The 11,945-nt window shown below is 67.7% G+C and carries 11 protein-coding genes; 3 read left to right on the top strand and 8 right to left on the bottom strand.

Going from position 1 to position 11,945, the window contains the following annotated elements:
• Positions 1–49: 49 nt before the first annotated feature.
• The 6 genes from G6034_RS06530 to pdxT form a co-directional block, all read right to left on the bottom strand.
• Positions 50–499 (bottom strand): preprotein translocase subunit YajC, encoded by a 450-nt coding sequence (locus tag G6034_RS06530; protein ID WP_343037960.1) that lies wholly within the window; start codon positions 497–499, stop codon positions 50–52.
• A gap of 150 nt (positions 500–649) precedes the next feature.
• Positions 650–1,732, bottom strand: coding sequence for a Holliday junction branch migration DNA helicase RuvB (gene ruvB / locus G6034_RS06525; RefSeq protein ID WP_425485470.1), 1,083 nt, complete (start codon positions 1,730–1,732; stop codon positions 650–652).
• Positions 1,733–1,774: 42 nt separating this feature from the next.
• Positions 1,775–2,413: a Holliday junction branch migration protein RuvA gene (gene ruvA / locus G6034_RS06520; RefSeq protein WP_176634290.1), complete on the bottom strand. Its 639-nt coding sequence runs from the start codon at positions 2,411–2,413 to the stop codon at positions 1,775–1,777.
• A gap of 59 nt (positions 2,414–2,472) precedes the next feature.
• On the bottom strand, positions 2,473–3,060 hold the full coding sequence (gene ruvC, locus G6034_RS06515) for a crossover junction endodeoxyribonuclease RuvC (protein WP_176634349.1): 588 nt from the start codon (positions 3,058–3,060) through the stop codon (positions 2,473–2,475).
• A gap of 3 nt (positions 3,061–3,063) precedes the next feature.
• Complete coding sequence (locus G6034_RS06510) at positions 3,064–3,819, bottom strand: YebC/PmpR family DNA-binding transcriptional regulator (protein ID WP_176634289.1); 756 nt, start codon at positions 3,817–3,819, stop codon at positions 3,064–3,066.
• 2 nt (positions 3,820–3,821) lie between these two features.
• A complete protein-coding gene (pdxT, locus tag G6034_RS06505; RefSeq protein ID WP_425485469.1) occupies positions 3,822–4,520 on the bottom strand; it encodes a pyridoxal 5'-phosphate synthase glutaminase subunit PdxT in 699 nt (232 codons plus the stop codon).
• A 141-nt stretch (positions 4,521–4,661) separates the two neighbouring features.
• Between pdxT and asnB the strand changes: the two genes are divergently transcribed.
• From asnB to G6034_RS20275, 3 genes are all read left to right on the top strand, one after another.
• The gene (gene asnB / locus G6034_RS06500; protein ID WP_176634287.1) at positions 4,662–7,346 is read left to right on the top strand and encodes an asparagine synthase (glutamine-hydrolyzing); all 2,685 of its coding nucleotides are present in this window, start codon (positions 4,662–4,664) and stop codon (positions 7,344–7,346) included.
• Positions 7,347–7,439: 93 nt separating this feature from the next.
• A complete protein-coding gene (locus G6034_RS06495) occupies positions 7,440–9,464 on the top strand; it encodes a M3 family metallopeptidase (RefSeq protein WP_176634286.1) in 2,025 nt (674 codons plus the stop codon).
• Between the two features lie 3 nt (positions 9,465–9,467).
• Positions 9,468–10,166, top strand: coding sequence for a GNAT family N-acetyltransferase (locus G6034_RS20275; RefSeq protein WP_176634285.1), 699 nt, complete (start codon positions 9,468–9,470; stop codon positions 10,164–10,166).
• Between the two features lie 137 nt (positions 10,167–10,303).
• On the opposite strand, the gene pdxS is transcribed toward G6034_RS20275, so the two are convergent.
• Both pdxS and pgsA read right to left on the bottom strand, forming a co-directional pair.
• On the bottom strand, positions 10,304–11,206 hold the full coding sequence (gene pdxS, locus G6034_RS06485) for a pyridoxal 5'-phosphate synthase lyase subunit PdxS (protein ID WP_176634284.1): 903 nt from the start codon (positions 11,204–11,206) through the stop codon (positions 10,304–10,306).
• 106 nt (positions 11,207–11,312) lie between these two features.
• Entirely contained in the window at positions 11,313–11,939 is a 627-nt protein-coding gene (gene pgsA, locus G6034_RS06480; RefSeq protein ID WP_176634283.1) for a phosphatidylinositol phosphate synthase, read from the bottom strand.
• Between the last annotated feature and the right edge of the window lie 6 nt (positions 11,940–11,945).

Below are 11,945 nucleotides of genomic sequence, written 5' to 3'. Positions count from 1 at the left end.
AAACTGCCGCAACGGAACTCCCGCCGCAGCAGCGCCAACCCCGAAATGCCTAGTTGTCTTTTTTGTTTTCTTGGTTCAAGCGGGCCACGGTTTCCTCAACGGTTTCGTGCGAGACATCAGGCGCGTCCAAATCCCGGGTCAGGGATGAGACATCATCGGGAACGGAGTCGTCGGCCAGGGCAGCGCCCTCCGGCTCGATGATCTTGGAAACAGTTTGGCTGTGGACCTCCACCACGACGCCCGGTGAGATCTCAAGCTGGATCTTGTTGTTTTCCGTGTCGACGGCCTTGACGTGGCCGAAAAGGCCAAAGTTGGTCATGATGTCGACGCCGGGGGCAAGCTTGGACTGCTTTTCCTGGGCCGCGGCCTTGGTCTTCCTCTGCTTGCGGATCATCATGATGATGAGCAGGGCGAACAGGGCGAACAGCACGAGGTTCATCGGATTGAATCCGGCGGCGGGAGCGGCCTGGTCGGCGGCCAAAATGCTACTGAGGGTCACTGCAAGGGTTCCATTCATAGAAATTCAAGGTGGTGCCAGGGACGCGCGTGGCGTGCCGGACGTCATACCAGTCTAGGGGGTATTTCTGGGTATGGGGTGAAGCGGGGCCGCCAGTTCCCCCGGACGGGCCCGTGCGGGCAGCGGCACTGCCTAGACGTCGGCGTCGTCGTCGAAGGGCAGCATGGCCGCGGCGACGGCGTTGCCGGGCATCTTCAGGCCGAGGTGCTCCCAGGCGGCCGGCATGGCAATGCGCCCGCGAGGGGTCCGCCCCAGCAGCCCTTCGCGGACCAGGAACGGCTCAGCCACCGTTTCCACGGTTTCGGGCTCCTCGCCGACGGCGATTGCCAGGGTGGAGAGGCCCACGGGGCCGCCGTTGAACTTGTTGACCAGGGCCTCCAGGACGGACCGGTCCAGCCGGTCCAGCCCGCGGACATCCACCTCATACATGTCAAGGGCCGCGGACGCCGTGCGGGCGTCAATGGTTTCGATGCCGTGCACCAGCGCCCAGTCGCGCACGCGGCGCAGCAGGCGGTTGGCGATGCGGGGCGTGCCGCGCGAGCGCCCGGCAATTTCGGAGAATCCGGCGCTGGTGAGTTTCAGGTCCATCATTCCGGCCGAACGCCGCAGCACCAGTTCCAGCTCCTCCACGGAGTAAAACTCCAAGTGGCCAGTGAAGCCAAAGCGGTCCCGCAGCGGTCCCGGCAGCAGGCCGGCCCGGGTGGTGGCCCCCACCAGGGTGAAGGGCGGCAGCTCCAGCGGGATGGCCGTGGCACCGGCTCCCTTGCCCACAATGATGTCCACACGGAAGTCTTCCATGGCCATGTACAGCATTTCCTCGGCGGGCCGGGACATGCGGTGGATCTCGTCGAGGAACAGCACCTCGCCGTCGGAGAGGGAGGACAGGATCGCGGCCAGATCGCCGGCGTGCTGGATGGCCGGGCCGGAGCTGATGCGCAGGGGCGCGTTCATCTCGGCGGCAATGATCATGGCCAGGGTGGTCTTGCCCAGACCAGGGGGACCGGACATGAGGACGTGGTCAGCGCTGCGTCCGCGAATCCGGGAGGCGGCCAGCACCAGGGCCAGCTGCTTGCGCACCCGTTCCTGGCCCACAAAGTCGGCCAGGTTCTTGGGACGCAGCGCCGCCTCAAGTTCGCGTTCCTCGGGCTCGGCGGCCGGGGCCAGTTCGCTGGAGGGTCCGGCAGGGGCAGCGGGGCCGGCCAACCCAATCCGCATTTGTCCCGGGAGCAGCCCGGCGTCGTCCAGCTCGGCCACGGCCTAGCGCACCCGGCTTGTTTGGCGGGCGCTGTCCTGGCCCAGCCAGCGCAGCGTGGCCCGCAGGATGGCGGGGACATTGGCGCCCTCGGCCAGCCCGGGCTCCGCGGCCAGCGCCGAGTCGATGCTCTTCAGGGCGTCCTTTTCATTCCAGCCCAGGCTGGTCATGGCCGCCACCACCTGGTCCTTCCACTCCGGCGGCGCGCTGGCAGCCGGCGCGGTTGCCGTCCCTCCCGGGCCCGTGGGCTTGAGCCTGCCCTTGAGTTCAAGCACGATGCGCCCGGCCACCTTGGGTCCCACCCCGGGGACCTTCGTGAAGACCTTGCCGTCGCCGTCGGCCACGCCCCGGCGGATGCTTTCCGGCTCCAGGACGGCCAGCACGGCCAGGGCCAGGCGGGGGCCGATCCCGCTGACGCCCATGAGGACGTCGAAGACCTCACGTTCCCCGGCGTCGGCAAAGCCGTACAGCGTCATGGAGTCCTCGCGGACAATCAGCGAGGTGGTCAGGGTCCCCTCCTCCCCCACCCTCAGGTTGCCGAGCGTCTTGGGCGTGGCGTGCACCAGCATGCCCACCCCGTTGACGTCGATCACGGCCTGCGCCAGTGAAAGGTGGGCCACCGGACCGCGGACAAAACTGATCATTGCGCTGCTCCTTATAAAACAATCCTGGCACACAGCCTATCGAACACAACTACGAACACCTAGCGCCAGGCCGCGCCGGGCTTTTCCTTGTTCTTGGTGAGTTTCGCCCTGGCCTCGGCGTCGCGCCACAACTGTTGGGCCGCCGTCGTCCCCGCGGAGCCCGTGGCCACGGCGCTGCCGCTGCGCCACGCGTGGGCGATGGCCAGGGCCAGGGCGTCGGCCGCGTCCGCGGGCCGAGGGGGCTCGTCCAGGCGCAGGATGCGGGTGACCATCGCGGTGACGGAGGCCTTGTCGGCACGCCCGCTGCCCGTCACCGCGGCCTTCACTTCCGACGGCGTGTGCATCGCCACCGGGATGTTCCGGCGGGCGGCGGCCACCATGACCACGCCAGACACCTGCGCCACCCCCATGACGGTGCTGAGGTTGGTCTGGGCGAAAACACGCTCAATGGCCAGGACGTCCGGTTTAAACACGTCCAGCCACTGGTCAATCGCGTTGGCGATGACCAGCAGCCGGGCATCCAGCGACTGTTCGTGGGAACTGCCCACCACGCCGACGCCCACCAGGGTGGCGGCGCGGTTTGGGGCAACGTCCACCACGCCCAGCCCGCAGCGGGTCAGGCCGGGGTCAACGCCCAGGACGCGCAGGCCCTAGTCCTCTCCGAGGGCGGCGAGGACTTCCTCGCTCATGTCGGCGTTGGAGTAGATGTTCTGGACGTCGTCCAGGTCCTCCAGGGCGTCGTAGAGCTTCATGAACTTCCGCGCGTTCGCGACGTCCAGCTCCACCTGCATGGACGGCACGAACCCCGCTTCGTCGGATTCGTACTCAATGCCGGCCTCCGTCAGGGCCGCGCGGATGGCCGGGAGGTCGGCGGTGTCCGAGATGATCTCAAAGCTCTCGCCCTCGTCCTTGACTTCCTCGGCGCCGGCGTCCAGCACGGCCATGAGGAGGTCGTCCTCCGTGAGGCCGTGCTTGGGCAGGCCGACGATCCCCTTGCGGGTGAACATGTACGCCACCGAGCCGGGGTCGCCCATGTTGCCGCCGTTGCGGCCCACGGCGAGGCGGACCTCGGAGGCGGCGCGGTTCTTGTTGTCGGTGAGGCACTCGATCAGGATCGCGGTGCCCTGCGGGCCGTAGCCTTCATACATGATGGTCTGGTAGTCGACCGCGTCGCCGAGGAGGCCCGCGCCGCGCTTGATGGCGCGGTCAATGTTGTCCGCCGGAACGGAGGTCTTCTTGGCCTTGGAGACGGCCAGCTCGAGCGCCGGGTTTCCGGCCAGGTCGGGTCCGCCGCCACGCGCCGCTACTTCGATGTTCTTGATCAGCTTCGCGAACGACTTGGCGCGGCGGCTGTCAATGATGGCTTTTTTGTGCTTGGTGGTCGCCCATTTGGAGTGGCCTGACATGGTTACGCTTCTCCTCTGATCATGCGAATAAAAAGTTCGTGGATGCGGCGCTCGCCCGTCACTTCCGGGTGGAAGGAGGTGGCAAGCAGGTGCCGCGAACGCACGGCAACCGCACGTACCTCGGGCTCAATTCTACCGTTTTGTGCCTGCGCGTGCGCCCCGGCCGGGATTTCCACGCTGGCAAGGACCTCCACGGAGGCGCCCACGCGTTCCACCCACGGGGCGCGGATGAACACGGCGTGCACGGGCTTTTCCGGCCTGCCGCCGCGGGCCAGCTGCGTGAAGTGCAGCTCGGTTTCAAAGGAATCCACCTGCCGGCCGAACGCGTTGCGGCGCACCGTGATGTCCAGCCCGCCCAGGGTCTGCTGGGCATGGCCGCCCAGGTCGGTGGCGGGATCGGCGATTTCATCGGCCAACAGGATCATGCCGGCACAGCTGCCATACACGGGCAGCCCTTCCCGGATGCGCTCGCGCAGCGGGTCCCGCAGCCCAAAAATGCGGCTCAGCTTGTCAATGGTGGTGGACTCGCCACCGGGGAGCACCAGGCCCTCGACGGCGGCCAGCTCGCTGGGGCGCCGCACGGCCACCACCCGGGCCCCGCACGCTTCCAGGGCCTGCGCGTGTTCCCGCACGTCGCCCTGCAGGGCAAGGATGCCGACCAGGGGCCCGCCGGCGGTGGATGAAGGGAGGTTTTCAGGGATGAGGACAGTCACTTTCCCATCATAGTTGGGCGCCATGTCACATGCTGCACGGCAGCGCACCGGTTGGCCTGGCCGGCTGTCCGCCGCCAAGCAAGTAGCATTGTGCGTGGACTTTCGAACAACAGATGAGGAACCTTCAGTATGTGCGGAATCGCCGGCTACTACGGTTATGGGGACGACGAATCTCTCCTGCAGGACATGAACGCGTGCATGGTGCACCGCGGACCTGACGGGGAGGGCGTCTACACGCATGGCAATGTAGGACTGGCCCACCGCAGGCTCTCCATCATCGACGTGGCGCACGGCCAGGAGCCCATGTACAGCGCCGACGGCGAAACCGTCCTGGTCTACAACGGCGAGGTCTACAACTACCTTGACCTGCGCCACGAGCTGGAGGCCCTGGGCCGCACCTTCGCGACGAAGTCGGACACCGAGGTGGTGCTGCAGTCCTACGAGGAGTGGGGTGACGGCGCCTTTGACAAGTTCAACGGCATGTTTGGCCTGGCCATCCACGACCGCCGGAACAGCCGCCTGGTGCTGGCCCGCGACCACTTCGGCATCAAGCCGCTGTACTACGCCACCGCCGGCACCGCCGCGGCACCCACCCTGCTGTTCGGCTCGGAAATCAAGCCGCTGCTGGCCGCCGGCAAGCTGGGGAAGGAAGTCAACGAGCGGATCCTGTTCCGCTACCTGCAGTTCCGCATCCATGACGAGGAGGCCGAAACCTTCTTTGCCGGCGTCCACAAGCTGATGCCGGGCGAGAAGCTGGTCCTGACCACCACGGCCACTGAGGCCGGACCGGCCGGCACCATCACCATCAGCCCGTACACGCGCCTCAAGGAAGAGCTGGCCGAGCTGGCCAAGATCGAGACCCCCTACTCGCAGGCCGTGATCGACGAGTACCGCGGCCGGTTCACCGAGGGCGTGCGGCTGCGCCTGCAGTCCGAGGTCCCGGTCGGCACCGCGCTGTCCGGCGGCCTCGACTCCTCCGCCGTCGTCGCCACCATCAACAAGCTGATGCAGGAAAAGGCTGCCGCCACGGATTCCCTGGGCGCCACGCAGCAGACGTTCTCCGCCGTGTTCCCGAACTCCCTCAACGACGAGGAAAAATACGCCGACGCCGTGCTGGCCCGCTGCGAGGGCAACGTCACCAGCCACAAGATCCGCCCGCAGGCTTCGGAATTCGTGGAGGACCTGGAGGACTTCGTGCGCACCATGGAGGAGCCGATCATCTCCTCCGGCCCCTACGCCCAGTACCAGGTGATGCGCGAGGCCTCCAAGCACGTGACCGTGCTGCTCGACGGCCAGGGCGCCGACGAGATGATGGCCGGCTACATCCCCTATTACTTTGCGTACCTGCGCCAGCTGAAGAAGAACGGGCAGAACGCCAAGCTCGCGAAGGAGCTGGCCTCCAGCTCGGACATCCTGTTCCGCCTGGCCCGCTTCCGCATCCAGGGCGCCCTGACGTTCAAGAAGGCAAGCGGCATCACGCCCCTGTTGAACAAGAAGTTCACCGCCAGGTACAAGTCGGAGACTTTCTCCAACATCCCGGACAACTTGAAACTGCGCCTCATCGACGACCTCTTCCACAAGTCGCTGCCGGCAGTGCTGCGCTACGAGGACAAGAACACCATGCGCTTCTCCCTGGAGGGACGCGTGCCGTTCCTGGACAAGGAAGTGGTGAAGTTCCTCTTCAGCCTCGACGACGAATCCATCATCAAGGGCGGCTGGAACAAGCGCATCCTGCGCGACGCCACCCGCGAACTGCTGCCGGAGATGATCAGCAACCGCCGGAACAAGATCGGCTTCACCACGCCCGAGGCCGAATGGTTCTCGCTCATGAAGGAAAAGATCTACGAGATCTTCCTCTCCTCCTCCTTCGGCGCCCGCCCGTACTGGAACCAGGACGCCGTCATCTACGCCTTCGAGGAATACCTCAGCGGCAAGAGTGCCGGCTCCACCATGGTGTTCTGGCGCCTGATCAACACCGAATTGTGGCTGCGCGAGTTCTTCGACGTCCCGGAGGTGAAGGCCGGCATCGAGGGCAAGAGCGACTACATTCCCAACGCCGACAAGCAGCTGGACATCACCGTGCCCAGCGGCGCCGGCACCTTCCGCCGCTACCCGCTGCGCACCGAGGTGTTCTACAAGGAAACCGACTTCGACCCCACCGTCGTGCAGTACGTCAGGCGCTTCTTTGACGGCCTGCCCGCCGCAGGCGGCGACCACGGCACCGCGACGGCGGACACGCCCTGGTACCTGTTTGTCTCGGAAAAGATCGTGGCCATGACCCAGGGCCGTTCCATCCCGGTGTGGGACATCAAGGTCTCCGGCGCCGCACGGTTCTTCAGCAGGTTCGTCACCCGCAACCCCGGCGGGATCGGCCTGGCCAGCCCGTGGTCCATGCAGCTGGCCATCGACGAGGTGGGCCTGCCCCGCATCATGTACGCCTCCGCCCGCTCCGTGCTGGGCAAGCTGCAGGGCAAGTCCGGCGTGTTCTACGAGGTGGTGGGCCACAACATCAACGCCATTGACGGCGCCGCCGGCTACCAGGTGGGCACCTCGACCCACTCGGTGAAGTACGCGCCCCTGGACCCCGACGGCGTGGCGGCCCGCCTGAGCGCCCTGGTCCGCAGGACGGTGCCGGCCGAGTACGCCGCGACCTTTGCCGGCACGGCCGTCATGGACGCCAACGACCTCGGTGTGGTGGCCCTGGGCCACGACACCGCGCTGACCAAGTCGGTGCTGCAGGACATCTTCCGCGACAACCCGCAGGGCCAGACCACGGAAACGACCCCCATGTCGCTCGTGTTTACTCGGAAGTAGCCAAGCCTCCGCAAGCCCCGCGCGACCCAGGGACGACGGCGAAACGCACGTTTCGCCGTCGTCCCTGGGTTTAAAACGTGAAAGAGTCGAAGCATGACTGAGGAAGCCACCAGCAACCCGTTCCTGGCCGCGAGCACGCTCCCGTGCCAGCTGCCCGACTTCGCCGCCATCCGCGACGCCGACTACCTGCCGGCCTTCGAGGCGGGCTTCGCCGCGCAGCTGGCGGAAATCGCGGCGATCACGGCGAACCCGAAGCCGGCCACATTCGGCAACACCGTGGCCGCCCTGGAACGCAGCGGCGCCGTGCTGACACGCGCGGCCAACGTGTTCTTCAACATCGCCGCCGCCCATGGCACGCCTGCCATCCAGGAGATCGAGCAGCAGATTGCGCCGCGCCTGGCCGCCCACGCAGACGCGGTGCTGCTCAATGCCGGGCTCCACCAGCGCTTCCTCAACGTGCCCGTGGACGGCCTGGACCCGGAGCAGGCGCGGCTGCTGGACGAAGGCCGCAAGGCCTTCACCCGGGCCGGGGTGGGGCTGGACGCCGCCGGGCAGGAACGGCTGCGTGAGCTCAACGGCGAACTGTCCTCGCTCGGCACCCAATATTCCCAGCGGGTCCTGCAGGGCGGCAACGACGCAGCCGTGCACGTGGAGGACGTCTCCGAACTCGACGGGCTCAGCCGCGACGACCTGGCCACGGCGGCCGCCGCGGCGCGGGCTGCCGGGCACGCCTCGGGGTACCTGCTGACGCTGATCCTGCCGACGGCGCAGCCGGCGCTTGAGGTACTCGTCAATAGGGACATGCGGCGACGGCTGCACCTGGCCTCCGTGGGACGCGGCAGCGGCACCGACAGCTCCAACGTGCTGGGGCTGGCCGCCACGATGGCCACGCTGCGTGCCGAACGGGCCGCCCTGCTGGGCCACGGCTGCGAGGCGGAGCGCGCGATCGAGCCGCAGACGGCGCCGTCGCTGGAAGCCGTGCACGCCATGCTCACCCCCCTTGCCGGCGCGGCGGCACGGAATGCACGCGTCGAGGCCGAAAAACTGGGCGCGGTGGCCGGACACGCCATTGAGGCGTGGGACTGGGCCTTTTACTCGGAGCAGGTCCGGCGCGACGAATTCGGCGTGGACCTGGCCGCCCTGCGGCCCTGGTTCGAGCTGGATTCCGTGCTGGAAAACGGCGTGTTTTACGCCGCGTCCAGGCTGTACGGGCTGGGCTTCACGGAGCGCACCGACCTGGCCGCCTACCACCCCGATGTACGCGTCTGGGAGGTGTTCAACGAGGATGGTTCCGCCCTGGGACTGTTCCTGGGCGACTACTACACGCGCGGGACCAAGCGCGGCGGGGCCTGGATGAACTCGTTCGTGGAGCAGTCTGCACTTGAGGGGACCTCTGCCGTCGCCGTCAACAACCTCAACATCCCCAAGCCGCCGGCCGGGGAGCCCACGCTGTTGACGTATGACGAGGTGGTGACCTGCTTCCACGAGTTCGGCCACGCCCTGCACGGGCTGTTTTCCGACGTCGGCTACCCGAAGTTCTCGGGCACCAACGTGCCGCGCGACTTTGTCGAGTATCCCTCCCAGGTCAACGAGATGTGGATCCTGTGGCCGGAGGTGCTGGCCAACTACGCCCGGCACCACAAGACCGGGGAGCCGCTGCCGGACGGCACGGCGGAGCGGCTGCGCGCCGCATCACTGTGGGGGCAGGGCTTCGCCACCACCGAATACCTGGCCGCCGCCTTGCTGGACCTGGCCTGGCACGAGCTGCCCGCCGGGACCACGGTGGAGGATCCGCTGGCATTCGAGGCCGCGGCGCTGGCCGCGGCCGGCGTGGACCTGCCCGCCGTGCCGCCGCGCTACCGCACCGGCTACTTCAACCACATTTTTGCCGGCGGTTACGCGGCCGGCTACTACTCATACATGTGGAGCGAGGTCCTCGACGCCGACACTGTCGCCTGGTTCAAGGCCAACGGCGGGCTGTCCCGCGCCAACGGCGACCGCTTCCGGTCAACGCTGCTGTCCCGCGGCTTCTCCGTCGACCCGCTGCAGGCTTTCCGCGACTTTGCCGGCAGGGACGCGGACACGGCGCCGCTGCTGGCCCGCAGGGGGCTGGCCTAGCCCGTGGTGACCCTCGCAGACTGCGAACGCACGCAGCACGCCTGGTTCAGGGCCCAGGCCGCCGCGACGGGCGGGCGCGCCTTCGGCACGCACCGCATGGACTGGGTGTGGCTGCCGGAAACCCGCGAAATGCTGTGCCTGTTCCCCACCGAGATCACCGAGGCAGGGCTCCTGCCCGCCCTGGCCGAGGCGGAGCGCCGCGGCGCCGCAGCCGTGGGAGTCTGGCTGAATGCGGCCGTCAAGCCCACGGAGCTGGAACGCCGCCGCTTTGAGCGCGGCTGGCAGCCGTGGTGGATGACGGCGCCCGTGGACGCCTTGTTGCGGGATGCCGGGGATGCCGGCCCGGACCCGCGGGTGGGCCTCGACGTGCCCTCCGGCGGCGTCTGCGCCCTCGAGCCCCCGCAGGCCTGGCTGGCAGCTGCCCGGGTGGGTGGGGAACGGGCGGGGCAGTCGTATGCGTTTGTGCCGCCTAACCAGGGCACCAGGCACCTGGCCGGCATCTTTGACATGTTCGTGGCCCCGGAGCACCGCCGCACCGGACTGGGCACGGCCCTGCTGGGCTGCCTTGCGCGGACCGCCGCCGACGCCGGGGCGGAGCACCTGCTGCTCAACGCCACTCCCGAGGGGCTCCAGCTCTACCGGAACCGCGGCTTCGCGCTCATCGGCAAGGGCCGCACCTGGTGGCACCACCTGCCGCAGTAGCTTCCTTCAACGCCGCGGTCGCTGCCTGCGCAAATGCGCCATGGGTTCCCTGGTCCGGCAACCGGAGGCCGTGCCCGGGCCGGACCTGTCGAGACTTGCTTTCCGACAAACCCGGCCCAGCCGGTGCCCTGCGAGTGTTACCAGCCGCGCTCGGCGAGGCGGTGCGGCTCGGGGATGTCGGCGACGTTGATGCCCACCATGGCCTCGCCCAGGCCGCGGGAAACCTCCGCGATGACCTTGGGGTCGTCATAGAAGGTGGTGGCCTTCACGACGGCTGCGGCGCGTTGCGCCGGGTTGCCGGACTTGAAGATGCCGGAGCCGACGAACACGCCGTCGGCGCCCAGCTGCATCATCATGGCGGCGTCGGCCGGGGTGGCGATGCCGCCGGCGGTGAACAGCACCACGGGGAGCTTGCCGGTCGCGGCAATTTCCTTCACCAGCTCGTACGGGGCGGCCAGTTCCTTGGCGGCGACGTACAGCTCGTCCTCGGGCAGGGCGGCCAGCTTGGCGATCTGGGCGCGGATCTTGCGCATGTGGCCGGTGGCGTTGGAGACGTCGCCGGTGCCGGCCTCGCCCTTGGAGCGGATCATGGCCGCGCCCTCGTTGATGCGGCGCAGTGCCTCGCCGAGGTTCGTGGCGCCGCAGACAAAGGGAACCTTGAAGTTCCACTTGTCGATGTGGTGCTCGTAGTCGGCCGGGGTGAGGACTTCGGACTCGTCCACGTAGTCCACGCCCAGGGATTCCAGGACCTGGGCCTCGACAAAGTGGCCGATGCGGGCCTTTGCCATGACCGGGATGGAGACGGCGGCAATGATGGCGTCGATCATGTCCGGGTCGCTGGCACGGGACACGCCGCCCTGCGCACGGATGTCCGCGGGCACGCGCTCCAGGGCCATGACGGCCACGGCGCCGGCATCCTCGGCAATCCTGGCTTGCTCGACGTTGACCACGTCCATGATGACGCCGCCCTTGAGCATCTCGGCCATCCCGCGCTTAACCCGGCTGCTGCCGGTCACCGCTGATACATCGCTAGTAGACACAAAAACCCCTCTGGGAAGGTACGAAAAATTTGCTTGGCACCGCACGTGGCACGCCACACGCGTACGTTCATTCTATTCCCGCAGGGTGCCGGCGTTGAAACCGGCCTCACCGCCCCGCGGGCAGGTTGCCGTTCAGCGCCTGGCGGCGTACAGTGGCCACCCGCTGCACAATCGTCACGAGGCTGGCGATGGCCAGCAGGACCAGGACGACGGCGAGCACGGCTTGCGGGATGCCCAGGCCCACCAGCCCGGTCGCCACGAGCACCACCACCAGCCGGTCGGAGCGCTCCGCGATGCCGACGTTGGCGGTCATGCCCAGGCCCTCGGCGCGGGCCTTCGCGTAGGAGACGATGGAACCCAGGACCAGGCAGGCCAGGGCCATGGCGGCAATGAAGGTGTTGTGCCCGCCGGTATAAAACCAAATGACGATGCCGGCGAAGACGGCGCCGTCGCCCACGCGGTCAAGGGTGGAGTCCAGGAAGGCGCCCCACTTCCCCGAGCGGTCCAGCATGCGCGCCATGAGGCCATCAACGATGTCGGAGAAGACAAAGACAGTGATGACAACGGTGCCCCAGAACAGCTGGCCCATGGGGTAGCCGATCAACGCCCCGCCGGCCACTCCCAGCGTGCCGATGATGGTGACGGCGTCCGGGGACACCTTCAGGCGCACCAGCAGCGCCGCAACCGGCGTGAAGATGGCTGCGAAGAGCGCACGGGCGTACTTGTTCAGCATTGAGGG

It is taken from the genome of Arthrobacter wenxiniae (assembly GCF_013376105.1).
Classification (GTDB): domain Bacteria; phylum Actinomycetota; class Actinomycetes; order Actinomycetales; family Micrococcaceae; genus Specibacter; species Specibacter wenxiniae.
Note: the sequence above shows the minus strand (reverse complement) of the source record. Positions and strands in the feature narration are given on the sequence as shown.